Here is a 24523-nt window from a genome sequence, read left to right as displayed (position 1 = left end):
CGTCGAGGCCTCCATGTCCTCGCCGTCCTCGCTGCTGCACTGGACCCGCCGCATGATCGAGATCCGCAAGCAGAACCGCGCCTTCGGACTCGGCTCCTACACCGAACTGCAGTCCTCCAACCCCGCGGTCATCGCGTTCCTGCGGGAGTACGAGGACGACCTGGTGCTCTGCGTGCACAACTTCTCGCGCTTCGCCCAGCCCACCGAGCTGGACCTGAGCGCTTTCCGCGAGCGGCACCCGGTCGAGCTGTTCGGCGGGGTGCGCTTCCCGGCCATCGGCGAGCTGCCGTACCTGCTGACCCTGGCGGGGCACGGCTTCTACTGGTTCCGGCTCCGTACGGACGCCGCCACCGCGTAGCACCCCCACAGGTGGGGCGGTTTCCCCCGCCCCACCTGTGGGCACGCGTCAGTCACAACCGACCAGCGATTGGACGCGACGCCATGTCGGAAGCCATGTCGCAAGCCGTCACACGCTCTGTCACCACCAGCCCCGTCACCAGCGGCTCCGTCACCACCAGCGGCCACGGTCTCCTCGCGTCACTGGACCCGCTGCTGCGCGAGTGGCTGCCCCGGCAGCGCTGGTTCGCGGGCAAGGGGCGCCCGGTCACGGGATTCTCGCTGGTCGCGGCCACGGAGCTGCTTCCCGTCGAAGGGAAGCTGGGGCTGTACCACCTGCTGGTCCGCGCCCACCAGCCGCTCGCGGCCGTGCAGGGACACGTCCCGCACCCCGGCGACTGCTACCAGCTGCTCATAGGCGTGCGCGAGGCGCTCCCCCCGAGGCTGGCGCCCGCGCTGATCGGCCACGTCCACGAGGGCCCGTTCGCCGGCCGCACGGTGTACGAGGCCCTGTACGACCCCAGGCCCGCCGAGGTGATCCTGGAGGCGCTGCGCAGCCAGGCCCGTATCGGCGGGCTGCGCTTCGAGCGGCGCGGCGAGATACGTCCCGACCTGGTGCCCCGCATGGTGACCGCCGAGCAGTCCAACTCGTCCGTCATCTATGGCGATACGTTCATTCTCAAGCTGCTGCGCCGGGTCCTGCCCGGCGTCAACCCCGACCTGGAGCTGCCGCTCGCCCTGGCCCGTGAGGGCTGCCCCAGGGTCCCCCCGCCGACGGCGTGGATGACGGCGGAGGCCACCATCGAGGCGGGCACCGACGAGCCGTACGTCCTGGGCGTGCTCCAGCCGTTCGTGCAGGGCGCCTCGGACGGCTGGGAGCTGGCGCTGCGCGAGCTGGCCAAGGGCGAGGACTTCAGCGCCGAGGCGCGGGCGCTGGGCCGCGCCACGGCCGAGGTGCACACCGCGCTCGCCCGGGCACTGCCCACCGTGACCCTGGGCCACCTCCAGCTCCAGTCGCTGGTCGACGGCATGACCGAGCGCCTGGAGGCGGCGGCGCAGGCGGTGCCCGCGCTCCAGCCGTACGCCCCCGCCCTGCGCTCCGCCTTCGAGGCGCTGGCCGACCTGGCCGGCGAGGGCGAGACCTGGACGGCCCAGCGCATCCACGGCGACCTCCACCTCGGCCAGTGCCTGCGCTCGCCCGCCGGGGAGTGGTCGCTGATCGACTTCGAGGGCGAGCCGGCGAAACCGCTGGCCGAGCGGCGGATGGCCCAGCCCGTGGAGCGTGACGTCGCCGGGATGCTGCGTTCCTTCGACTACGCCGCGCACTCGGCGGGCGGCCCGCCCGCACCGGAGTGGGCCGAGGCCTGCCGGGCCGCCTATTGCACCGGATACGCGGAGGTCAGCGGGCGCGACCCGCGCACCGACCCGGTCCTGCTGCGGGCCTACGAGACGGACAAGGCGATCTACGAAGTCCTCTACGAGGCCCGGCACCGCCCCGACTGGCTGCCGGTGCCGCTCTCCGCGGTGCGCCGCCTGGCCGGCTCCGCCCCGGTGTGATCCCTCTGTCATCACGCACCGACCCGACCTGTCCTGTCCTGCGCCGAGGAGGCTCCGCCCGTGACTGACCGCCCCCCGTCCAGCGGTTCGAACCCGAAGCAGACGGCCGGGGCCGCCGGCGCCGAGCAGCCGGCGGTCGCGAAGAAGGCCACCACGAAGAAGGCCGCCGCCAAGAAGACCACGGCGAAGAAGGCGACCGCGAAGAAGGCCGTGGCCAAGAAGGCGGCCGCGAAGAAGACCGACGCGGCGACGGCGATGACCACGGCGAAGAAGACCGCCGTGAAGAAGACCGCCGTGAAGACCGCCGCGCAGAAGACGGCAGCCAAGAAGACAGCAGCCAAGAAGACGACCGCGAAGAAGACGGCTGCCGGGGAAGCCACCGCCACCAAGGCACCCGCGAAGAAAGCTGCCACGAAGAAAGCACCCGCCAAGAAGGCCGCCGCGAAGAGGCCCCCCGCCGAGGCGGTCGCCTCCGCCGCCGTGCCGCCCGTGGGGACGGAGACCGCCGGGCAGGCCGCATCGGCGGACATGGCCGTCTCCCCCGCGATCGGCATCCTCGACCGCGAGCGGCTGCTCAGCGGCACGCACCACGACCCGCACTCGGTGCTCGGCGCGCATCCCGTGCCCGGCGGGGTCGCCGTGCGGGCCTTCAGGCCGTACGCGCTGGGGGTGGCCGTCATCGCCGGGGACCTCCAGGTCGAGCTGAGGCACGACGGGGAGGGGTTCTTCTCGGGGCTGCTGCCGCTGCCGGACGTACCGGAGTACCGGCTGGAGGTGGCGTACGCGGGGACCGTGCAGCACACCGAGGACGCCTACCGGTTCCTGCCCACGCTCGGCGAGCTGGACCTGCATCTGATCGGTGAGGGACGGCACGAGCAGCTGTGGCAGGCGCTCGGGGCGCATCCGACGACCCACCAGGGCGTGGCCGGTACCCGGTTCGCGGTGTGGGCGCCCAACGCGCGCGGTGTGCGGGTGGCCGGCGACTTCAACTTCTGGGACGGCACCGCGTTCCCGATGCGCTCGCTCGGCTCCACCGGTGTGTGGGAGCTGTTCGTGCCCGGGATCGGCGAAGGCGAGCTGTACAAGTTCGAGATCACCCGGCCGGACGGCTCCAGGACCCTGCGTGCCGACCCACTGGCCCGCCGGACCGAGGTCCCGCCCGCCACCTCGTCCGTCGTGCACGCCTCGCACCACGAGTGGGAGGACGGGGAGTGGATTCTCCGGCGTGCGCAGCGGCCCGCGCACGAGGCGCCGTTCTCCGTGTACGAGGTGCATCTGCCGTCCTGGCGCCCCGGGCTGACGTACCGTGAACTGGCCGAGCAGCTGCCCGCCTACGTCAAGGACCTGGGCTTCACCCATGTGGAACTGATGCCGGTCGCCGAGCATCCCTTCGGCGGCTCCTGGGGCTACCAGGTCACCGGCTTCTACGCGCCGACCGCGCGTCTGGGCACCCCGGACGACTTCAAGTACCTGGTGGACCGCCTGCACCAGGCGGGCATCGGGGTGCTGATGGACTGGGTGCCGGCGCACTTCCCGCGCGACGAGTGGGCGCTGGCCGAGTTCGACGGGCGCCCGCTGTACGAGCACTCCGATCCGCTGCGGGCCGCGCACCCCGACTGGGGCACCCTCGAGTTCGACTTCGGCCGGCGCGAGGTGCGCAACTTCCTCGTCGCGAACGCCCTGTACTGGTGCGAGGAGTTCCACATCGACGGGCTGCGCGTGGACGCGGTGGCCTCCATGCTCTACCTGGACTACTCGCGTGAGCCGGGCCAGTGGACGCCGAACCAGTACGGCGGCCGGGAGAACCTGGACGCGGTGGCGTTTTTGCAGGAGATGAACGCGACCGTGTACCGCAGGGTGCCGGGCGTGGTGACCGTGGCCGAGGAGTCGACGGCCTGGGACGGCGTCACCCGGGCCACCCACCACCGGGGCCCGAGCGGCTTCGGCGGCCTGGGTTTCGGGCTGAAGTGGAACATGGGCTGGATGCACGACTCGCTGCAGTACATGAGTCACGAGCCGATCCACCGCAAGTACCACCACGACGAGATGACCTTCTCGATGGTGTACGCCTACAGCGAGAACTACGTGCTGCCGATCTCCCACGACGAGGTGGTGCACGGCAAGGGTTCACTGGTGTCGAAGATGCCCGGCGACTGGTGGCAGCAGCGCGCCAACCTGCGCGCCTACCTCGGCTTCATGTGGGCCCACCCGGGCAAGCAGCTGCTGTTCATGGGCCAGGAGTTCGCCCAGGGCAGCGAGTGGTCCGAGGAGCGCGGCCCCGACTGGTGGCTGCTGGACCCGTCGTACGGCGCGGCGGCCGACCACCGGGGCGTCCTGGACCTGGTCCGCGACCTGAACGCCGCCTACGGGGCGACGCCCGCCCTGTGGGCGCGGGACGTCCACCCCGACGGCTTCCAGTGGATCGTCGGGGACGCGGCCGACGACAACGTGTTCGCGTTCCTGCGCCACGACGCCGAGGGCGCCCCGCTGCTGGCGGTGTCCAACTTCTCCCCGGCCGTCCGCCACGACTACCGCCTCGGGGTCCCCGACGACGTTCCCGCCTGGCTGGAACTGGTCAACACGGACGCGGCCCGCTACGGCGGCGGCGACGTCGTCCACCCCGATCCGATCAAGCCGGAACCCCAGGGGTGGCACGGCCGGCCGGCGAGCATCCGGCTGACCCTGCCGCCCCTGGCGACGGTGTGGCTGCGCCCGGCATGAGCGTCCCGGGGGCTCCCGGAGTCCCCGGAGCGACCGGAGCCAGGACGGCCACCGCTACTCGGTGAACGCGGCGGCCAGGGCGGGGGGCAGCGCCCCGGTGTGCACCACGCCCAGCCGCTGCGTGGCCCGCGTCAGGGCCACATAGAGATCGCTCGTGCCGTAACGGCCCGGCTCGACCACCAGGACCGAGTCGAACTCCAGGCCCTTGGCCTGGCGCGGGTCGAGGAGGACGACCGTGTGCGTCAGGTCGGGCTCGGCGCCGGCCGTGACCCCGTCCAGCCGGGCGGCCAGGGCGCGGTGCAGCTCCCGCGGTGCGATCACGGCGAGCCGGCCCTCGTCCGGGGTGAGTTCGGCGACGGCCTTCTCCACCGCGCCGGGCAGGTCGTCCGTGGCGCGCGCCCAGGGCCTCACGCCCGTGGAGCGCACCGAGCTCGGCGGCCGGAAGCCGGGGTTCTCCGCGCGGACCACGGCCGCCGCCACGTCCATGATCTCGGCCGGGGTGCGGTAGTTGACGCCGAGGCGGGTGTGCTCCCAGCGGTCCTCGACGTACGGCTGGAGGATGCCCTCCCAGGAGCCGACGCCGGCCGCCTCCGCGGTCTGCGCCGGGTCGCCGACCAGGGTCATCGAGCGGGTGGGGCAGCGCCGCATCAGCAGCCGCCACGCCATCGGCGACAGCTCCTGCGCCTCGTCGACGATGATGTGCCCGAACGCCCAGGTGCGGTCGGCGGCCGCACGCTCGGCGGCGCTGCGGTGGTCGGCCTCCTCCTGCCGCTCGGCGAACCGCTCGGCGTCGATGATGTCGTGCGCGGACAGCACCTCGGAAGCGTCCGGGTCACCGTCCTCCTTGTCCTCGAACTCGTAGGTCCGCGAGGCGTACGACACGTCGAGGACGCCCTGCGCGTACGCCACCTGCGTCTCGCGCTCCCGCTCGGCGCGGGCCCGGGCCACCCGGTCGTCCTCGCCCAGTAGCTCGGCGGCCTCGTCGAGCAGGGGGACGTCCGCCACGGTCCAGGCCCGGGTCACCGGCCGGCGGACGGCGTCCGCGTCCTCCTCGGACACGTACCCGTCCGGGTCGGCGAGGAAGTCGGCGACCAGCCGCTGCGGGTTCAGCCGCGGCCACAGCTGGTCGATGGCCGCCCACACCTCGGGGTTCTCGGCGAGTTCGTCGCGGATCTGGGTGATGTCGGAGGCGTCGAGAAGGCTGGAGCCGTCGTAGGGGTCGGTGCCGACCCGCTCCGCGTACAGCTCGGTCAGCGTGTTGAGGATGTGCCCCTCGAAGTGCTCGCGCGCCACGTTGTGCGGCAGCTTCGCGGCGCGGGTGCGTTCACGGGCCACGCCCACCAGGCCGTCGTCGAGCATGAGCACCTCGCGCTCGTGCTCGATGGCGATCACCGGATCGGGCAGCGCCTGCCGGTCCCGTACGACGGCGGCGAGCACGTCGGCCATGTCGGCGCGGCCCTTGACGGCGGCGGCCTCGGGCGTGTCGGTGGCCTTGGCCCGCACGCCGGGGAACAGTTCGCCCACGGTCGCCAGCAGGACGCCGGTCTCGCCCAGGGAGGGCAGCACCTCGCCGATGTAGCCGAGGAAGGCGGGGTTGGGGCCGACGATCAGCACGGCACGCCGGGCGAGCAGCTCGCGGTGCTCGTAGAGCAGATAGGCGGCCCGGTGCAGCGCGACCGCGGTCTTTCCGGTGCCCGGGCCGCCCTCCACCACGAGCACACCACGGTGCGGCGCGCGGATGATGCGGTCCTGGTCGGCCTGGATGGTCCGCACGATGTCGCCCATCCGGCCGGTGCGCGCGGAGTCGAGCGCGGCCAGCAGCACCGCGTCGCCGGTCGGGTCCTCGTGCCCGGTGCGGGTGGCGTCGCCGAGATCGAGGATCTCGTCGTGCAGCGAGGTGACCCGGCGGCCCTCGGTCGAGATGTGCCGGCGGCGGCGCAGGCCCATCGGGGTGTGGCCGGTGGCCAGGTAGAAGGGCCGGGCGACGTCGGCCCGCCAGTCGATCAGGATCGGCGTGCGCTCGGCGTCGTCGGCGCGCAGCCCGATACGGCCGATGTGGTGGCTGACTCCGTCGGTGAGGTCGATCCGGCCGAAGCAGAGCGAGCCGTCCACGGCGTTCAGCGCGGCGAGCAGCCCCGAGCGCTCGGCGACGAGGATGTCCCGCTCCAGCCTGGCCTGCATGGGCTTGTCGCCCTGTGCGAGCGCGTCCGTGACGGAGGCCTCGGTGTCGCCGCGCAGGGCGTCCACGCGCACGTACAGCCCGTCGATGAATTCCTGCTCCTGCCGCAATTCACCGTCGTGAAATTCGGTGTTTGACAATTCCGCTCCCGCCCGGATATACTGTGCGCACAATGCTTCTCGGTGACCCGATTTCTCGGAAGTCATGAATCACCGAATATACGCAGAGAAATCCCCCGAGCGCAATTGCACTCGGGGGATTTCTCGTCCCTCCGGGCCCGCGGCCGGTCCGCTGTCGCCGAACGGCTCAGAGCACGTCGGCCAGCTCCTCCATCAGCCGCCGCCTGGACCGCGCCCCCACCATCGACCTCACCGGCTCCCCGCCCTGGAACACCATGAGCGTCGGGGTGCCCAGCACGCCGTAGGCGAGCGTGGTCCCGGGATTCCGGTCCACGTCCAGCTGGACGATCTTCAGCCGGTCGCCCTCCTCGAACGCGATCTGCCCCAGCACGGGCGCCAGCTGCCGGCACGGCCCGCACCACTCGGCCGTGAACTGCACCAGCACCGGCAGGTCCGCCCCGAGCACCTCCGCCTCGAAGTCCGCGTCGGTCACCTCGGCCACCCCGGCCACCTGCTTGATCATCGCTCCTGCCCTCCCGGCGCCTGCTCGGGCACCAGCTCGCACCTCGGCTCCGGGCCACCCGGAACCAGCGCCTCGGCGGCCAGCTCGGTCCGCGCCTGCTCGGCCCGCGACAGCTGCCCGGCGACCCGCGCCCGCACCGCCCGCAACTCGCCGATCAACGCATCCAGCTCGTCCAGCTTGCGCCGGTACACCGCGAGCGAGGCCGGACACGAGTCCCCCTCCGGATGCCCTGCCCGCAGGCACTCCACGAAGGGCCGCGTCTCCTCCAGCTCGAACCCGAAGTCCTGGAGCGTCCTGATCTCCCGCAGCAGCTTCAGGTCCCGCTCGTCGTAGGTGCGGTGCCCATGGGCATCCCGCCGCGCGGGCAGCAGCCCCCGCGACTCGTAGTACCGCACCGCCCGCGCCGTGGTCCCGGCCCGCCCGGCAAGCTCACCGATTCGCATGCCCTCGACGGTACGGCTTGACGCCGACGTCAAGGGAAGCGCGAGCGATCGTGGACCGCTCAGACCAGCACGCCCGCCGACTCCTCCACCTCCAGCAGGGAGGCGCTGCGGCGCTCCTCGTCGAAGGCCCGGCGGCCGCCGCGCAGGCCGAAGAGGCGCTTGGCGACCGCGATGTAGAGGACGGCGAGGATGTTGAGGGCGAGGGTGGCGATCTTGACCGCGCTGATGTGCTCGGTGAGTTCGTAGATCTCCAGCGGGAGGAACGCGGCGGTGGCGACCACCGTCAGGTACTCCGCCCAGCGCTTGGCGTACCACAGGCCGACCGCCTCGATCAGTTCGATCAGCGAGTAGGCCAGCAAAAGCCCGGCCACCACGAGCAGGGTGGAGTGCTTGTAGCCGAAGGTCTTCTGGATGGTGCCGACGACAGGCGAGTGGTCGAGGTCGTAGTGGAAGTGCCGGAAGACGGGCCGGAAGACGTCCAGGTACTCGTTGAACAGTCGGCGTACGGCGTCCTGACTGTTGCTGAATTTCCACACTGCTACCGCGACCAGCACGATGAACACTCCACGCACGGCCCGCTCGATCGCGAGGAAGCGCAGGATGAACAGATCCCGCAGCACCTTGCCGCGCGGCACCAGCGGGGCGTTCGCGGCCGGGCCGGAGCCGTGCGGCTCCCCGAGCACGAAGTCGCCGCAGCGCAGACAGCGCCAGACCTCACCGAGCGCGGTGTCGGCGTGCAGCCGGATGCGCAGCCGGGGGTCGTCGGGCGCGTAGGTCACATGGCCCTTGCGGGCGCAGGTCCGCCGGTTCCAGTCGATCGCCATCCCCCGTGCCTCCATCTACGTGCTCGCGCGGCCGTGCCGCGCCGGTCGATCCGGCACGGCACGGTAGTGCATCACGGTGAGAGACGTCGGCCAGGGGGCTTTCAGTTCACACTGGCACCGCTTTCCACCAGCTCCTTCACTTCCTCCGCCGGCTGGGCCGCGCGGGCGGTGCCGCGCGGCAGCAGCAGGGCGACGGCCAGCGTGCCGAGGCCGAGGATCACCGCGCCGACCAGGCTGGTGTGGGCGACCGCGTCGGCGAAGGACGAGCCGACCGCGTCCCGCATCCGCCCGGCACCCTGGGCGAGCTGCCCGGCCTGGGCCTTCAGCTGGGCGGCCTGCTGGGGGTCGGTGGCCTGGGCGGCCTGGGCGGCGAGGTGCCGGGCCTTGTCGCCGATGCCCTGGGCCACGGCGTATCCGGCGCCGACCGAGTCCTGGGCGGTGGACAGGGCGCTCGCCGGGAGCCCGGTGCCGGCGGTGGCGTCGGAGAGGTGGTGGGAGTACGACGTCGACAGCAGCGAACCGAGGATCGCGATGCCGAGGGAGCCGCCCAGCTCGAGCGAGGTGTCGTTGACGGCGCCGCCGACGCCCAGCTCGGATTCCGGGAAGGCGCCCATGATGGCGTCGGTGCAGGGCGAGAGGGCGAGGCCGATCGCCAGGCCCAGGATCACCAGGGGCGCCACGAAGTCGCCGTACGAGGAGGAGCCGTCCACCTGGGTCAGCAGCGCCAGCGCGGCGGTGCCGCCGGCCATGCCGGCGGTGACCGTCCACCGCATGCCGACGCGCGGGGTGAGGTAGCCGGTCAGGGCCGAGCCGGCGAAGACCGCGCCCGCCAGCGGCAGCATGCGCAGGCCGGTGGCCAGGGCGTCGTAGCCGAGGACGAACTGCAGGTGCTGGGTGAGGTAGTAGAAGGCGCCGAAGACGGCCAGGAAGAACAGGGCGACGGCGAGGTTGGAGCCCGCGAAGCGGCGGGCGGTGAAGCGGCGTACGTCGAGGATGGGGCGCGGGTGGCGCAGTTCCCACAGGACGAAGGCCAGCAGGCCCGCGCCCGCCACCGCCGCGGCCGTGACCGCCTTGGCGTTCCAGCCGAAGTGCGGGCCCTCAATGATCATGTAGACGAGCGAGCCGGTCCAGAGCACCGACAGCAGGCCGCCGACGTAGTCGATCCGTTCGTGGTGGCCGGCCCGGGAGGGCGGGACGAGCGCGAAGGCGGCCACCAGGGCCACGGCGGCGATCGGCACGTTGATCAGGAAGGTCGACGCCCAGCCGTGGTTCTTGAGCAGGGCGCCCGCGACGACCGGGCCGGCCGCGATCGCGAGGCCGGCGGTGGCGGTCCACAGGGTGATCGCCTTGGCGCGTTCGGCGCGCGGGAAGGTCGCGGCGAGCAGGGAGAGCGTGGCGGGCATGATCAGTGCGGCGCCGACGCCCATGACCGCGCGGGCCGCGATGACGGTGGCGGCACTGTCGGCGAGGGAGCCGAAGACGGCGCCGCCGCCGAACACGACCAGGCCGAGGACGAGCGCTCCGCGCCGGCTGTATTTGTCGCCTATCGCGCCGAGCAGCAGCATCAGCGCCGCGTACGGGACGGTGTAGCCGTCGATCACCCACTGGAGGTCCGCGCCGGACAGGCCCAGGTCCCGGGTCATGTCGGGCGCGGCGACGGTGAGGGCGGTGTTGGCCATCACGATGATCAGCAGGCTGAGGCAGAGCACGAGGAGCGCCCACCAGCGCCGGGCGTAGGGCCGGTTCGTCCGTTCGACCGGTTCGTTGATGACGAGTCGCATGGCAGGGGTCGCCTTCCTCGGATGCGCGACGAGACTTGCACAGTGGTGTGCAGTTGCACAACGATGTGCAATGTACGCCTCTTGCACAGCGCTATGCAAGTCGGGAGGAGGGCACAATGTCAGCCATGACCACGGGTAACACCAGCCGCGCCGACGCGAACCGGCGCCGCATCCTCGACGTCGCTCTCGCCGAGCTGCTGCGCGACCCCGACGCGTCCATGGACCAGATCGCGCGCGCCGCGGGTGTCGTACGGCGCACGGTGTACGGCCACTTCCCCAGCCGCGAGGCGCTGATCAGCACGCTCGTCGACGACGCGGTGCAGGCGCTCGCCGAGGCGCACGCGGCGGGCCGCGAAGGCGTGGAGGAACCGGCGGAGGCGCTGGCCCGCTCGGTGCTGGCGATCTGGCACATCGCCGACCGCTACCGCCTGCTGGTGGCGCTCGCCCAGCGCACGGTCACCACGCAGGGCATCCGCGAGCGGCTGACCCCGGTCCGGGAGAGCTGCGCGGACCTGCTCCGGCGCGGCCTGGACCGGGGCGCCTTCAGCTCCCCGCTGCCCGCGCCGGCCCTCGCCTACGTCCACGAGCAGATCCTGTTCGCCCTGATGGAGGCCGTGAACGACGGCCTGCTGGCGGCGCGGGAGGCGGGGCGTTCGGCGGCGGTCACGGTACTGACGTCGGCGGGGGTGCCGGCCGCGCTCGCGGGCGCGCTGGTGGAGAAGATCGGCGACTGACCGGCTGACCGGCACGCGCGGGCTGGTTCGCCGGGGCACGAAAAGAGCCGAGCGGCCGGCCCCCGGGGAGGGGGCGCGGCCGCTCGGCGGTATTTCGTTGTCGACGGATGCCCGGCCCGGGTTCAGGCGGAGCCGGGCATCCGAAGCAGAGGATCGGCAGGGCGTATCGGTGTCAGGCCTTGGCCAGCTCCTTCTCGCCGCCCTCGCGCTGCTCCGGCACGTCCGTCCGGGCGTCGTCGCCCGCGGAGTCGTCCAGCAGGGTCCGCTCGTCGAAGGGCAGGTCGCCGGCGAGCACCCGCCGCACCCGGTCCTTGTCGACCTCGCCGGTCCAGGTGCCGATCAGCAGGGTGGCGACGGCGTTGCCCGCGAAGTTGGTCAGGGCACGGGCCTCGCTCATGAACCGGTCGATGCCGACGATCAGGCCGACGCCGTCGACCAGGGCGGGCTTGTGGGACTGCAGGGCACCGGCCAGGGTCGCCAGGCCGGCGCCGGTGACACCGGCGGCGCCCTTGGAGGCGATCATCATGAACAGCAGCAGGGTGATCTGCTGGCCGATGGAGAGCGGCTGGTCCATGGCGTCGGCGATGAAGAGGGACGCCATGGTCAGGTAGATCATGGTGCCGTCGAGGTTGAAGGAGTAGCCGGTCGGCACGGTGATGCCGACGACCGGGCGGCTCACGCCCAGGTGCTCCATCTTGGCGATCAGCCGGGGCAGCGCCGACTCCGACGACGAGGTGGACAGGATCAGCAGGAACTCGCGGCCCAGGTACTTCAGCAGCTGGAAGATGTTGACGCCGGCGACCAGGCGGGTCATCGCGCCGAGCACCACGAGCACGAAGAGCAGACAGGTGACGTAGAAGCCCAGCATGATCGTGGCGAGTGCCTTCAGGGCGTCGACGCCCGTCTCGCCGACGACGGCGGCCATGGCGCCGAAGGCGCCGACCGGGGCGGCCCACATGATCATGGCGAGCACGCGGAAGACCAGCCGCTGGATGTGCTCCACCCCGCGCAGGATCGGCTCGCCCTTGCGGCCCATGGCCTGCAGCGCGAAACCGACGAGGAGCGCGACCAGCAGCGTCTGGAGCACCTGGCCCTCGGTGAAGGACGACACCAGCGTGGTCGGGATGATCCCGAGCACGAAGTCGACCGGGCCCTCCTTCGCGGCATCCGCCTGTGCGTGGCCCACGCCCTTCACGGCCTCGGTGAGGTGCATGCCGCTGCCCGGGTGCACGATGTTGCCGACGACCAGGCCGATGGCCAGCGCCACGAACGACATGGCGATGAAGTAGCCGAGGGCGAGCCCGCCCACCTTGCCGACCTTGGCGGCCTTGCGCACCGAACCGACGCCGAGCACGATCGTGCAGAAGATGATCGGGGAGATCATCATCTTGATCAGGTTCACGAAGCCCGTGCCGAGCGGCTTGAGCTCCTTGGCGAAGTCCGGTGCGGCGAACCCGACGATCACGCCGAGGACCACCGCGGCGATCACGGCTATGTAGAGATAGTGGGTGCGGTCCCGCTTTGCTGCGGGACCGGGTCCTGCGGCGGGTGCGGCAGGTGCCGTATCGGCTGCGCTGCTCACGAGCGGCCCTCCTTGACGACGTCGTCGGCATCACCGGCGTGCGGCTCACGTCCGGGGGTTTTCGGGGATGCGGCGACTATCTCCTGTCATGTGAGGGCGGTCACCCTTCCGTTCATTTAGTTCACGCCAGAACGGAGAGGCAGACTGACGGCATGCGCATACCCGTCCCTTCGAGACCTCGCAGCCTGGCGGGCCAGCTCTTCGCCATGCAGGCCGTGCTGCTGGCGCTCGTCGTGGCCGGATATGCGCTGTTCACCTTCGTCAGCGACCGCGGCCAGGCCGAGAGCGCGGCCCGCCGGCAGGCGACGGCGGTGGCCCGTTCGATCGCCGACTCCCCCTCGGTACGGTCCGCGATCCGCACCCCGAACCCGACCGCGGAACTCCAGCCGTACTCGCTGAAGGTGCAGCAGGACACCGGCGTCGACTTCGTCACGATCATGAGCCCGCAGGGCATCCGTTGGACCCACGTGGACCCGAAGCAAATCGGCAAGCCCTTCATCGGCACGATCGCGCCCGCCCAGCACGGCGGGACCTTCACCGAGACCTACACCGGCACCCTCGGCCCGTCCGTCCGGGCGGTCACGCCCGTCGAGGACGGCGGGCACGTCATCGGCCTGGTCAGCGCCGGCATCAAGGTCGAGGCGATCAGCCAGCGGATCCAGGAGCAGGTCACCGCCCTGTTCGGGGTCGCGGCCGGCATCCTCGCGCTCGGCGCGCTCGCCACGTACGTCATCAACGCGCGGCTGCGCCGGCACACCCACGGGATGAACGCCGAGGAGCTCAGCCGGATGCACGACTACCATCAGGCCGCGCTGCACGCGGTGCGTGAGGGACTGCTGATGCTGGACGCGCAGTACCGGGTGGCGCTGATCAACGACGGCGGGCGGGAGCTGCTCGGAGTGGGCGGCGAGGCCGGTGAGGCGGACGTGGTGGGCAGGTCGGTGGCGGACCTCGGCCTGCCGGCCCCGCTGACGGGCGCGCTGCTGGCCTCGGAGCCGCGGGTGGACGAGGTGCATCTGACCGACTCGCGCGTGCTGGTGGTGAACACCTCGCCGGTGTCGGGCGGTGAGCGCCGGGGCACGGTGGTGACCCTGCGCGATGTCACCGAGCTGCAGTCGCTGATGGGCGAACTGGACTCCGAGCGCGGTTTCACGCAGGCGCTGCGCTCCCAGGCGCACGAGGCGGCGAACCGGCTGCACACGGTGGTGTCGCTGATCGAGCTGGGCCGCGCCGAGGAGGCGGTCGGGTTCGCCACGGCGGAGCTGGAGCTGGCGCAGGCGCTGACCGACCAGGTGGTGGCGGCCGTGAGCGAGCCGGTGCTGGCCGCGCTGCTGCTCGGCAAGACCGCGCAGGCCAACGAGCGGGGCGTGGAGCTGGTGGTGTCCGAGGACAGCGGCCTGGACGACGGCCTGCTCCCCGAGAGCCTGCCGTCCCGGGACCTGGTGACGATCCTCGGCAACCTCATCGACAACGCGGTGGACGCCACCCAGGGGGTCCAGAGCGGCGTACGGCCGCGCGTGACCGTGACGGTGACGGCGTGCGCCGAGAACGCCGAGCTGGTCCTGCGGGTCGCGGACACCGGCCCCGGGGTGGACCCCGCGCACGCCGACCTGGTCTTCCAGCGCGGCTTCTCCACCAAGCCGACGGGGTCCGGCGGCCGCGGTCTGGGACTCGCCCTGGTACGGCAGGCGGTCCACCGCCACGGAGGAACACTGACGGTGACGGAGGCCGAGAGCGGCGGCGCGGTGTTCGAGGCCCGACTGCCCTTGGGAGACAGCCCGGAGGAACGGGCGGCCGGCGGGATCGGGGCCGCCGGGGCGGGGGCCCGGGGCGCGTCCGGGTCCGGAACCGAGGTCGGGGCGGGGTCCGAGGTCGGGGCCGGGCACCGAGGCGGGGACGGGGGACGCGGATGACGGACAGCGACGGTGCGCCGATCCGTGTGCTGGTGGTCGAGGACGATCCGGTCGCGGCGGACGCGCATGTGATGTACGTGGGGCGGGTGCCCGGGTTCGTCGCGGTCGGCAAGGCGCACACGGGTGCGGAGGCCCGGCGGGTGCTGGAGCGGACCCCGGTGGACCTGCTGCTGCTCGATCTGCACCTGCCGGACGTGCACGGGCTCCAGCTGGCCCGCTCCCTGCGGGCCGCCGGCCATCACGCGGACGTGATCGCGGTGACCTCGGCCCGGGACCTGGCGATGGTGCGCGAGGGGGTCTCGCTGGGCGTGGTCCAGTACGTCCTGAAGCCGTTCACCTTCGCGACCCTGCGGGACCGTCTGGTCCGCTACGCCGAGTTCCACGCGGCGGTCGGCGAGGCCAGCGGCCAGGACGAGGTGGACCGTGCGCTCGCGGTGCTGCGCGCCCCGGGCCCCGCCGCCCTGCCCAAGGGGCTGAGCGCTCCGACGCTGGAGCGTGTGACCGGCGCGCTGCGCACGGCGGAGGAGGGACTCACGGCGGCCGGGGTCGCCGAGGAGGTGGGCATCTCCCGGATCACGGCCCGCCGCTATCTGGAGCACCTGGTGGACACGGGGCGGGCCGCGCGGCGCCCGCTGTACGGGCAGGTGGGCAGGCCGGAGCTGGTGTACCGGTGGGTGCCGGGGGGTGCGGCGAGCCGGTAGCCGAGCGCGTCCGGTGCCGCGACTGCTGCGACTGCCTGCCGCGACTGCCGCGACGCGGACGGTGGCGCGGAACCTACGGAACCGTAGCTTCGTACAAGCTGTGATCCTGTGGGAACGGACCGTGGTCATGGGGGTCGCGGGACCCTAGCTTGTGGGCGTGCGCCGACCCGATCAGCCCAGTTCGTCCGCCGCTCCGCCGTTCAACGCCCCGGCCGCGCGGCGGCTTCGTGCCGCGCTCGGGATGGGGCCCGAACATGTCGCCCACGGGATGCGGGTCTCCTACGGGCTGCCCTACGTCACCCCCGACCTCGTCACCGCCTGGGAACGCGGGATCGCCTCACCGTCCGGCCCGGAGCTGACCGCGCTCGCCGGTGTGCTGTGGTGCGCGCCGGGCGAGCTGATCGGCAGGCCGCGCACCCTGCGCGAGCACCGCATCGCGCGCGGGCTGCCGCCGGAGGACGTGGCCCGCGCGGTCGGGCTCGAGCTGTCGCGCTATCTGCGGATGGAGGACCGCGACGACTTCAGCGGCACCGAGCGGCAGTCCGCCGCGCTCGCGGGAGTGCTCGAGCTGTCCCTGCCCGACTTCGTCGCCGTCACCGGACGCGAGGGCAGACTCGCCGAGCTGCTGCGCAGCGCCGTCGACACCCGCTGGCAGGCCTACGTCCGTCCGGTGGGCAAGGTGGTGCCCCTGGAGCGGCACGTGCTGGAGAAGGTGCTCCAGGAGCTGCACCAGGACTACCAGGGGCAGATGGTCGCCTCGCTCAGCTGGGGCGGGAACGGCGCCGCCGACCAGGCGGGCGACGCCGGGCGCGACTTCCTGGAGCGGATCGTGGAGCGGTTCTGGGCCAAGGCCGGCCCGTACGGCTAGAAGACCGACTCCGCCTCGTCCATCCGGTCCTTGGGGACCGTCTTCAGCTCGGTCACGGCCTGCGCCAGCGGCACCATCACGACGTCGGTGCCGCGCAGCGCGGTCATGTGGCCGAACTCGCCGCGGTGCGCGGCCTCCACCGCGTGCCAGCCGAAGCGGGTGGCGAGGACACGGTCGTAGGCGGTGGGCACGCCGCCGCGCTGGACGTGGCCGAGGATGACCGGCTTGGCCTCCTTGCCGAGCCGCTTCTCCAGCTCGTAGGCCAGCGCCGTGCCGATGCCCTGGAAGCGCTCGTGGCCGAACTTGTCGATCTCGCCCTTGCCGTAGTCCATGCTGCCCTCGACGGGGTGGGCGCCCTCGGCGACGCAGATCACGGCGAACTTCTTGCCGCGGGCGAAGCGCTCCTCGACCATCTTGACCAGATCGGCGGGGTCGAAGGGGCGCTCGGGCAGGCAGATGCCGTGGGCGCCGGCGGCCATGCCGGACTCCAGGGCGATCCAGCCCGCGTGCCGGCCCATGACCTCGACGACCATCACGCGCTGGTGGGACTCGGCCGTGGTCTTCAGCCGGTCCATCGCCTCCGTCGCGACGCCGACGGCGGTGTCGAAGCCGAAGGTGCGGTCGGTGGAGGAGATGTCGTTGTCGATGGTCTTGGGAACGCCGACGACCGGGAGGCCGGCGTCGGAGAGCATGCGGGCCGCGGTCAGCGTGCCCTCGCCGCCGATCGGGATGAGCGCGTCGATGCCGAACCGGTGGATCATGTCGGAGGCGTTCTCGCAGGCCTCGCGGAGCCGGTCGCGCTCCAGTCGGGAGGAGCCGAGGATGGTCCCGCCGCGGGCGAGGATGCCGCCGACCGCGTTGAGGTCGAGCTCGCGGTAGCGGCCGTCGAGCAGACCCGCGTAGCCGTCCTCGAAACCGATGACCTCGTCGCCGTACATCGTGACCGCTCGGTGCACGACCGACCGGATCACCGCGTTCAGTCCCGGACAGTCGCCGCCTGCCGTGAGAACTCCGATACGCATCGTGCTGTGTCTCCTGCTCGCTGTTGACACCGGTGATCCTGTCCGATTGTTTCACGAACGGGAGGCTGCTCGGTCTTGACGGGCGCCTTATCTATCGGCGGGGGTATTGTCAAGAGGGTTCCGCTCCCCCCGGCGGGCGTTTTTTTGCCCACTTGGGCGACACATCGGCACACTCTCGATGAAGCCGACCATCTCGACGTACCCGATGAACGACCACCACGACGTACCTGATGAAACGGAGAGCCCGCGTGACCCGCAGCGTGTACGTGACCGGCATCGACCGCGGTGACGGCCGCCAGGTCGTCGAGCTGGGAGTCATGGAGCTGCTGACCCGGCAGGTCGACCGGGTGGGCGTCTTCCGCCCGCTCGTCCACGACGGTCCGGACCGCCTCTTCGAACTGCTGCGTTCCCGCTACCGGCTGGCCCAGGACCCCGCGACCGTCTACGGCCTGGACTACCAGGAGGCGTCCGCGCTCCAGGCCGAGCAGGGCACCGACGAGCTGGTGTCCGTGCTCGTCGACCGCTTCCACCGGGTGGCCCGGGACTACGACGTGGTGCTGGTGCTGGGCACCGACTTCGCCGACACCCAGCTGCCGGACGAGCTGTCGCTGAACGCCCGGCTCGCCAACGAGTTCGGCGCCTCCGTACTCCCGGTCGTGGGCGGGCGCCGGCAGACCGCGGAGTCCGTGCTCGCCGAGACCCGCAACGCCTACCGCGCCTACGACGGCCTCGGCTGCGACGTGCTGGCCATGGTCACCAACCGGGTGGCCCGCGAGGACCGCGACGAGATAGCCGGGCGGCTGGCCGGCCGGCTACCCGTGCCCTGCTGGGTGGTGCCCGACGAGCCCGCCCTGTCCGCGCCGACCGTCGCGCAGATCACCCAGGTCCTGGACGGCAAGGTGCTGCTGGGCGACGACGCGGGGCTGTCCCGGGACGCGCTCGACTTCGTCTTCGGCGGCGCCATGCTGCCCAACCTCCTCAAGGCCCTGACCCCCGGCTGCCTGGTCGTCACCCCCGGCGACCGCGCCGACCTGGTCGTCGGCTCGCTCGCCGCGCACAGCGCCGGCACCCCGCCGATCGCCGGCGTCCTGCTCACCCTGAACGAGGAGCCGGGCGAGGAGATCCTCACCCTGGCCGCCCGGCTCGCCCCGGGCACCCCGGTCGTCTCGGTCACCGGCAACAGCTTCCCGACGGCCGAGCGGCTGTTCTCCCTGGAGGGCAAGCTGACCGCGGCCACCCCGCGCAAGGCCGAGACCGCGCTCGGCCTGTTCGAGCGCTACGTCGACACCTCCGACCTCAACAAGCGGGTCTCCGCGCCCAGCAGCGACCGGGTCACCCCGATGATGTTCGAGCACAAGCTGCTCGAACAGGCCCGCTCCGACAAGCGGCGGGTGGTGCTGCCGGAGGGCACCGAGGAGCGCGTGCTGCACGCGGCGGAGGTGCTGCTGCGCCGCGGGGTGTGCGACCTGACGCTGCTCGGTCCGGAGGACACCATCCGCAAGAAGGCCGCGGACCTCGGCATCGACCTCGGCGACTCGCAGCTGATCGACCCCGCCGTCTCCGAGCTGCGGGACGCCTTCGCCGAGAAGTACGCCCAGCTGCGCGCCCACAAGGGCGTCACGGTCGAGCTGGCGTACGACGTCGTCTCCGACGTGAACTACTTCGGCACGCTGATGGTCCAGGAGGGTCTGGCCGACGGCATGGTGTCGGGGTCGGTGCACTCCACGGCCGCCACCATCCGGCCGGCCTTCGAGATCATCAAGACCACGGCTGGGGGTCCCTCCTCCGGGGGAGCCTCGATCGTGTCGTCGGTGTTCTTCATGTGCCTGGCCGACAAGGTGCTCGTCTACGGCGACTGCGCGGTCAACCCGGACCCGGACGCCGAGCAGCTGGCCGACATCGCCGTCCAGTCGGCGACCACCGCCGCCCGGTTCGGTGTCGAGCCGCGGATCGCCATGCTGTCGTACTCCACCGGTACGTCCGGCTCGGGCGCCGACGTGGACAAGGTGCGCGAGGCCACCGAGCTGGTGCGGCTGCGCCGCCCGGACCTGATGATCGAGGGTCCGATCCAGTACGACGCGGCCGTGGAGCCGTCGGTGGCCGCCACCAAGCTGCCGGACTCGGAGGTCGCCGGGCAGGCCACCGTGCTGATCTTCCCGGACCTGAACACCGGCAACAACACCTACAAGGCCGTGCAGCGCTCGGCGGGCGCCATCGCGGTCGGGCCGGTGCTCCAGGGCCTGCGCAAGCCGGTGAACGACCTGTCCCGCGGCGCGCTGGTGCAGGACATCGTCAACACCGTCGCGATCACCGCGATCCAGGCCCAGGCCCAGAGCCCCGCGGCGCCCACGACGGCCACCGCCGAGCCCGCCCACTGACGTCCACGACGCCCACACAGAGAGCTTTCGAACACCGTGAACGCGACCCGCGTCCTCGTCCTCAACTCCGGCTCCTCCTCGGTGAAGTACCAGCTGCTCGACATGCGCGACGCGAGCCGCCTCGCCGTCGGACTGGTCGAGCGCATCGGCGAGCAGACCTCCCGGCTCAAGCACACCTGCGTCGCCTCCGGGGAGACCCGCGAGCAGAACGGCCCCATCGCCGACCACGACGCCGCCCTGAAGGCCGTCGCCGAGGAGCTGGCCAAGGACGGGCTGGGCCTGGACTCGTCCGAACTGGCCGCGATCGGGCACCGCGTGGTGCACGGCGGCATGTTCTTCACCGAGCCGACCGTCGTCGACGACGCCGTACTCACCGAGATCGAGCGCCTGATCCCGGTCGCCCCGCTGCACAACCCGGCCAACCTCACCGGCATCCGCACCGCCATGGCGCTGCGTCCCGACCTGCCCCAGGTCGCCGTCTTCGACACGGCCTTCCACACCACCATGCCGGAGCCCGCGGCCCGCTACGCCATCGAGACAAAGCTCGCGGACCGGTACCGGGTGCGCCGCTACGGCTTCCACGGCACCTCGCACGCCTACGTCTCCCGCAGGACCGCCGAGCTGCTGGGCAAGGCTCCCGAGGACGTCAACGTGATCGTGCTGCACCTGGGCAACGGGGCGTCCGCCTCGGCGGTGCGGGGCGGCAGGTGCGTGGACACCTCCATGGGGCTCACCCCGCTGGAGGGGCTGGTGATGGGTACGCGTTCCGGTGATCTGGATCCGGCCGTCATCTTCCATTTGCAGCGGGTTGGCGGAATGTCCATGGACGAGATCGACACTCTTCTCAACAAGAGGAGCGGTCTGTTCGGTCTGTGCGGCGACAACGACATGCGGGAGATACGGCGCCGGATGGACGAGGGCGACGAGCAGGCGCGGCTCGCCTTCGACATCTACATCCATCGGCTGAAGAAGTACATCGGCGCGTATTACGCGGTACTCGGCAGCGTGGACGCGGTCGCGTTCACCGCCGGGGTGGGCGAGAACGCGGACTTCGTGCGCGCCGCCGCCGTCGCGGGCCTGGAGGGGCTGGGCCTCGCGGTGGACGGCGAGCGGAACGCCGTGCGCGGCGACGAGGCGCGGCTGATCTCGCCCGACGGCGCGCGGGTGGCCGTGGCCGTGGTTCCCACGGACGAGGAAATGGAGATCGCCAGCCAGACCTACGCACTGGTCGGAAAGGACAACCGAGACAACTGAATTCATTCGGCACTCGTTCGACCGGCACTCGCCTGAGCGCGGACCCGCCCATTTGTATTTTCCGCCAGACGGAATATTCCGCAGCGAAACAAACCGATAGGATCGCCCCATGCGCCGTTCGAAAATCGTCTGTACTCTCGGCCCCGCGGTCGACTCCCACGAGCAGCTCGTCGCGCTGATCGAAGCCGGCATGAACGTGGCCCGCTTCAACTTCAGCCACGGCTCGCACGCCGAGCACCAGGGCCGCTACGACCGCGTCCGCGCCGCCTCCAAGGAGACCGGCCGGGCCATCGCCGTCCTCGCCGACCTGCAGGGCCCGAAGATCCGTCTGGAGACCTTCGCCGAGGGCCCGGTGGAGCTGGAGCGAGGTGACGAGTTCACCATCACCACCGAGGACGTCCCGGGCGACAAGCAGATCTGCGGTACGACGTACAAGGGGCTGCCGGGCGACGTCTCGCGCGGCGACCAGGTCCTGATCAACGACGGCAACGTCGAGCTGAAGGTCCTGGACGTCGAGGGCCCGCGGGTGCGGACGATCGTCATCGAGGGCGGCGTGGTCTCCGACCACAAGGGCATCAACCTGCCCGGCGCGGCCGTGAACGTGCCCGCGCTGTCCGAGAAGGACGTCGAGGACCTGCGCTTCGCACTGCGCATGGGCTGCGACATGGTCGCCCTGTCCTTCGTCCGGGACGCCAAGGACGTCGCCGACGTCCACCGGGTCATGGACGAGGAGGGCCGTCGCGTTCCGGTCATCGCCAAGGTGGAGAAGCCGCAGGCGGTGGAGAACATGCAGGACGTCGTGATGGCGTTCGACGGCGTGATGGTGGCCCGCGGTGACCTGGCGGTCGAGTACCCGCTCGAGAAGGTCCCGATGGTGCAGAAGCGCCTGATCGAGCTGTGCCGGCGCAACGCCAAGCCGGTGATCGTGGCGACCCAGATGATGGAGTCGATGATCACCAACTCCCGCCCGACCCGCGCCGAGGCCTCCGACGTGGCCAACGCGATCCTGGACGGCGCCGACGCGGTGATGCTCTCGGCCGAGTCGAGCGTGGGCGCGTACCCGATCGAGACCGTCAAGACGATGTCGAAGATCGTCCAGGCGGCCGAGGAGGAGCTGCTGTCCAAGGGCCTGCAGCCGCTGGTCCCGGGCAAGAAGCCGCGCACCCAGGGCGGTTCGGTGGCCCGTGCCGCCGCCGAGATCGCCGACTTCCTCGGCGGCAAGGGCCTGGTGGCCTTCACCCAGTCCGGCGACACCGCCCGCCGGCTGTCCCGCTACCGTGCGTCCCAGCCGATCCTGGCGTTCACCACCGACGAGTCCACCCGCAACCAGCTGGCGCTCAGCTGGGGCGTGGAGCCGCACGTCGTGCCGTTCGTCAACAGCACCGACGCGATGGTCGACCTGGTCGACCAGGAGCTGGTCAAGCTCAAGCGGTTCAACGAGGGCGACATCGTGGTCATCACCGCCGGCTCCCCGCCCGGCGTCCCGGGCACCACGAACATGGTCCGCGTCCACCACCTGGGCGGCGGCGAGCGCGACTGACCGCGCGGACGATTCGGTTCCGTACGGCGCTGAGGGCGCCCCCCGCCTCGCGGCGGGGGGCGCCCTCAGCTGTTGCGGCTCCCGTAGGGGCTTTGGTGACCGTCAGTCGGTCGTGTACACATGCATGCCGGGCACGTGCAGGTTGCCGCCGAACTGGGCCGCCTGGACCACCTTCACGTTGGTGAAGTAGATCAGGGGGATGTTCAGCGGGGGCGGGCTGTCCGGGCTGAAGGTGACCGGGATCAGACCGAGCAGGTTGCCGGAGATGGACTCGGTGTACATCACCGTGTCGCCACCGCGGATCGTGGACGTCGAGCCCTTGGCCGCCTGCACGTGGTAGGTCTTGCCGGACTGCTTGTCGTTCACCGTCTGGTGCAGGTCACCGATGTCCGTGCCGTCGGATATGACGTACTTCAGAACCTTCTTCACCGTGCCGTTGGCGGTCTTGACCTCGACGACGCCCTGATAGTCGGCGCCCTTGAGCAGCAGGGAGCTGGCGTTCAGGTACCAGGGGTCGTCCGCCAGGGGCACCGTGTTGTCGACGCCGCCCTGGGCGTCGGTGGCCGCCGGGCAGTTCTCGGGGTCGGTGGTGGAACCCGCGGATGGGCTCGACGAGGCGGTGGCCGCGCCGACGGTGTCCTTCACGGTGTCCTTGACCGTCCCGGTGACGTCCCCGGCCGCCTTGGACGCCGTGTCGGTGGCGCCCTTCACGGTGTCCTCGACGGTGCCGGTGACCTTTCCGGTGGTGTCCTTGACGGTGTCCTTCACCGTGTCGGTGACGCTCGAGCCGGAGGCGTCCTTGGTCGCGCTCGCCGAGGGCGTGGCGGAGGCGGACGGGGTGGCCGTGGCGTCCGAGGTCGTACCGGAGCCCGACGTCCCGCCGGTCAGCACGTTCCCGAGCGTGTCGCCGATCGCGCCCAGCAGGCCGCCGCCGCTGCCCGAGGTCGCCGACGGCGACGGCGTGGCCGTGTCGCCGCCCGCGGAGCCCGAACCGGAGGTGGACGTCTCGGGCGCGGCCTTGTCGTCGGAACCTGAATCCGACGAAGAGGACGTGTCCGAAGGCGACTTGTCCGTCGTGCCGTCGGCGGAGGAGGACGGCGACGGGGTCGGCTGCGTCGTGCCGTCGCCGGTCTTGCCGTCGCCGGTCTTGCCGTCCTCGGTGGAGTCACCGGCGCTCGTGGAGGGCGACGGCGTGGGCGAGGCCGAGGACGTGTCCTTGGCGCCGTCCAGCGCCGCGACGCAGTCCTTGTACTCGTCGGCCGTCAGGGTGTTGGACGGCGAGGACGTGGAGCTGTTGTTGTCGGCCAGGGCGAGCGAGGACGTGAAGCCCATCCCCATGAGGACGGCCGTCGGCATCGCCACCGTGGCTATCGCCTTGCCTGCGGGCATGTGGAACCTGGTGAACAGCGGCTTCTTGGGTGCCGCATGGCGCGGCCCGGTTCTCACACGGGACTCGTCCACCTCAGTCCCGTGGGTCACCTCGTCAGCCGGCACTGTGCCTCCCGTTCGCCCCGTTGGCCGGGCTCGTTCCTGACAGGTCGTTCGACTCGTTGCTCATCCCGTCCACCGCCGGGCCGGGCGCGGCCTCGGTGGCGCCGCCCCGTGCCGGACCGCTCTCCTCGGCACCCTCCGGCGCGGGCGCGCGGCCCGGTGCCCATGCCACGGCCATCGCGCCGCCGATCAGCGCGAGCAGGAAGCCGACGACGAAGCCGCCGAAGTTCGACACGGGGAGGGACACCAGCGCCAGCAGGATCGCCGCGACACCGGCGAAGACCCGGATGTGCTTCTGGAACCAGAGGCTGATGCCCAGGACGACCAGCAGCACGCCGATGATCAGGGAACCGGCACCCGCGGTGGTGGCCATCGCCAGGGTCAGATGACCGAGCTGGAGATGGGCGTACGGGAAGTACATGATCGGAAAGCCGGCGATCAGGACGAACAGACCGGCCCAGAACGGTCGCGTGCCCCGCCAGGCGCGGAACTGCAGCCTCCGGCGGGTGAACTGGCCGGATACGGCAGGAGTTTCGGCGCTCATGGAAAACAGCTCC

19 protein-coding genes are annotated in these 24523 nt (G+C 71.6%); 10 read left to right on the top strand and 9 right to left on the bottom strand.

Features of this window, described 5'->3' with window-relative positions; all coding sequences use genetic code 11:
• The 3 genes from IE318_RS28325 to glgB all read left to right on the top strand — a co-directional run.
• On the top strand, positions 1-358 hold a 358-nt coding region (locus IE318_RS28325), incomplete at its 5' end, for an alpha-glucosidase C-terminal domain-containing protein (RefSeq protein WP_189904845.1).
• Positions 359-453: 95 nt separating this feature from the next.
• Positions 454-1893, top strand: coding sequence for a maltokinase N-terminal cap-like domain-containing protein (locus tag IE318_RS28320; protein ID WP_189904843.1), 1440 nt, complete (start codon positions 454-456; stop codon positions 1891-1893).
• A 60-nt stretch (positions 1894-1953) separates the two neighbouring features.
• A complete protein-coding gene (gene glgB / locus IE318_RS28315; protein ID WP_189904841.1) occupies positions 1954-4614 on the top strand; it encodes a 1,4-alpha-glucan branching enzyme in 2661 nt (886 codons plus the stop codon).
• Between the two features lie 54 nt (positions 4615-4668).
• Here the strand turns inward: glgB and IE318_RS28310 are convergent, their stop codons facing one another.
• The 5 genes from IE318_RS28310 to IE318_RS28290 form a co-directional block, all read right to left on the bottom strand.
• A complete protein-coding gene (locus tag IE318_RS28310) occupies positions 4669-6903 on the bottom strand; it encodes a HelD family protein (RefSeq protein ID WP_189904861.1) in 2235 nt (744 codons plus the stop codon).
• A 196-nt stretch (positions 6904-7099) separates the two neighbouring features.
• Positions 7100-7435 carry a thioredoxin family protein gene (locus tag IE318_RS28305; protein WP_308438600.1) on the bottom strand — a complete coding sequence of 112 codons (336 nt, stop codon included), beginning with the start codon at positions 7433-7435 and terminating at the stop codon, positions 7100-7102.
• Positions 7432-7878 carry a MerR family transcriptional regulator gene (locus tag IE318_RS28300; protein ID WP_037870493.1) on the bottom strand — a complete coding sequence of 149 codons (447 nt, stop codon included), beginning with the start codon at positions 7876-7878 and terminating at the stop codon, positions 7432-7434. The genes IE318_RS28305 and IE318_RS28300 overlap by 4 nt, the downstream gene beginning before the upstream one ends.
• A 59-nt stretch (positions 7879-7937) precedes the next feature.
• Positions 7938-8702, bottom strand: coding sequence for a DUF2127 domain-containing protein (locus IE318_RS28295; RefSeq protein ID WP_189904839.1), 765 nt, complete (start codon positions 8700-8702; stop codon positions 7938-7940).
• 101 nt (positions 8703-8803) lie between these two features.
• On the bottom strand, positions 8804-10483 hold the full coding sequence (locus IE318_RS28290; RefSeq protein WP_189904837.1) for an MFS transporter: 1680 nt from the start codon (positions 10481-10483) through the stop codon (positions 8804-8806).
• A 116-nt stretch (positions 10484-10599) separates the two neighbouring features.
• Between IE318_RS28290 and IE318_RS28285 the strand changes: the two genes are divergently transcribed.
• On the top strand, positions 10600-11217 hold the full coding sequence (locus IE318_RS28285; RefSeq protein WP_030170057.1) for a TetR/AcrR family transcriptional regulator: 618 nt from the start codon (positions 10600-10602) through the stop codon (positions 11215-11217).
• Between the two features lie 172 nt (positions 11218-11389).
• Here IE318_RS28285 and IE318_RS28280 read toward each other — a convergent pair whose 3' ends face one another.
• Positions 11390-12799, bottom strand: a complete 1410-nt coding sequence (locus IE318_RS28280) for a cation:dicarboxylate symporter family transporter (protein WP_189904835.1) — start codon at positions 12797-12799, stop codon at positions 11390-11392.
• A 152-nt stretch (positions 12800-12951) separates the two neighbouring features.
• Here IE318_RS28280 and IE318_RS28275 point away from each other — a divergent pair, with 152 nt between their 5' ends.
• From IE318_RS28275 to IE318_RS28265, 3 genes are all read left to right on the top strand, one after another.
• Complete coding sequence (locus tag IE318_RS28275) at positions 12952-14712, top strand: sensor histidine kinase (RefSeq protein ID WP_189904833.1); 1761 nt, start codon at positions 12952-12954, stop codon at positions 14710-14712.
• Positions 14709-15413, top strand: a complete 705-nt coding sequence (locus tag IE318_RS28270) for a response regulator (RefSeq protein ID WP_189904831.1) — start codon at positions 14709-14711, stop codon at positions 15411-15413. The genes IE318_RS28275 and IE318_RS28270 overlap by 4 nt, the downstream gene beginning before the upstream one ends.
• A 157-nt stretch (positions 15414-15570) precedes the next feature.
• Complete coding sequence (locus IE318_RS28265) at positions 15571-16281, top strand: helix-turn-helix domain-containing protein (protein ID WP_030170068.1); 711 nt, start codon at positions 15571-15573, stop codon at positions 16279-16281.
• On the opposite strand, the gene IE318_RS28260 is transcribed toward IE318_RS28265, so the two are convergent.
• Entirely contained in the window at positions 16278-17303 is a 1026-nt protein-coding gene (locus IE318_RS28260) for an ATP-dependent 6-phosphofructokinase (RefSeq protein ID WP_030170072.1), read from the bottom strand. The genes IE318_RS28265 and IE318_RS28260 overlap by 4 nt on opposite strands.
• Positions 17304-17551: 248 nt before the next feature.
• On the opposite strand from IE318_RS28260, the gene pta reads away from it, so the two are divergent.
• The 3 genes from pta to pyk all read left to right on the top strand — a co-directional run bounded on the left by pta (position 17552) and on the right by pyk (position 22475).
• Positions 17552-19681 (top strand): phosphate acetyltransferase, encoded by a 2130-nt coding sequence (pta, locus tag IE318_RS28255; protein ID WP_189904829.1) that lies wholly within the window; start codon positions 17552-17554, stop codon positions 19679-19681.
• A gap of 36 nt (positions 19682-19717) precedes the next feature.
• A complete protein-coding gene (locus IE318_RS28250) occupies positions 19718-20935 on the top strand; it encodes an acetate kinase (RefSeq protein WP_189904827.1) in 1218 nt (405 codons plus the stop codon).
• Positions 20936-21044: 109 nt separating this feature from the next.
• Positions 21045-22475, top strand: coding sequence for a pyruvate kinase (gene pyk / locus IE318_RS28245; protein WP_189904825.1), 1431 nt, complete (start codon positions 21045-21047; stop codon positions 22473-22475).
• A gap of 102 nt (positions 22476-22577) precedes the next feature.
• Here the strand turns inward: pyk and IE318_RS28240 are convergent, their stop codons facing one another.
• Together IE318_RS28240 and IE318_RS28235 are read right to left on the bottom strand one after the other, a co-directional pair.
• On the bottom strand, positions 22578-23969 hold the full coding sequence (locus IE318_RS28240; protein ID WP_189904824.1) for a hypothetical protein: 1392 nt from the start codon (positions 23967-23969) through the stop codon (positions 22578-22580).
• Complete coding sequence (locus IE318_RS28235; RefSeq protein WP_189904822.1) at positions 23959-24510, bottom strand: DUF6114 domain-containing protein; 552 nt, start codon at positions 24508-24510, stop codon at positions 23959-23961. The genes IE318_RS28240 and IE318_RS28235 overlap by 11 nt, the downstream gene beginning before the upstream one ends.
• Positions 24511-24523 lie beyond the last annotated feature (13 nt).

Source organism: Streptomyces spiralis, from assembly GCF_014654675.1.
Lineage (GTDB): Bacteria > Actinomycetota > Actinomycetes > Streptomycetales > Streptomycetaceae > Streptomyces > Streptomyces spiralis.
This window is presented reverse-complemented; position numbering and strand designations above follow the sequence as displayed.

Coding starts and splice junctions, on each gene's coding strand:
- IE318_RS28320 (WP_189904843.1), top strand. CDS start 454: ATGTCGCAAGCCGTCACACGCTCTGTCACCACCAGCCCCGTCACCAGC.
- IE318_RS28290 (WP_189904837.1), bottom strand. CDS start 10,483: ATGCGACTCGTCATCAACGAACCGGTCGAACGGACGAACCGGCCCTAC.
- IE318_RS28270 (WP_189904831.1), top strand. CDS start 14,709: ATGACGGACAGCGACGGTGCGCCGATCCGTGTGCTGGTGGTCGAGGAC.
- IE318_RS28235 (WP_189904822.1), bottom strand. CDS start 24,510: ATGAGCGCCGAAACTCCTGCCGTATCCGGCCAGTTCACCCGCCGGAGG.
- IE318_RS28275 (WP_189904833.1), top strand. CDS start 12,952: ATGCGCATACCCGTCCCTTCGAGACCTCGCAGCCTGGCGGGCCAGCTC.
- IE318_RS28260 (WP_030170072.1), bottom strand. CDS start 17,303: ATGCGTATCGGAGTTCTCACGGCAGGCGGCGACTGTCCGGGACTGAAC.
- IE318_RS28300 (WP_037870493.1), bottom strand. CDS start 7,878: ATGCGAATCGGTGAGCTTGCCGGGCGGGCCGGGACCACGGCGCGGGCG.
- IE318_RS28305 (WP_308438600.1), bottom strand. CDS start 7,435: ATGATCAAGCAGGTGGCCGGGGTGGCCGAGGTGACCGACGCGGACTTC.
- pyk (WP_189904825.1), top strand. CDS start 21,045: ATGCGCCGTTCGAAAATCGTCTGTACTCTCGGCCCCGCGGTCGACTCC.
- IE318_RS28285 (WP_030170057.1), top strand. CDS start 10,600: ATGTCAGCCATGACCACGGGTAACACCAGCCGCGCCGACGCGAACCGG.
- IE318_RS28295 (WP_189904839.1), bottom strand. CDS start 8,702: ATGGCGATCGACTGGAACCGGCGGACCTGCGCCCGCAAGGGCCATGTG.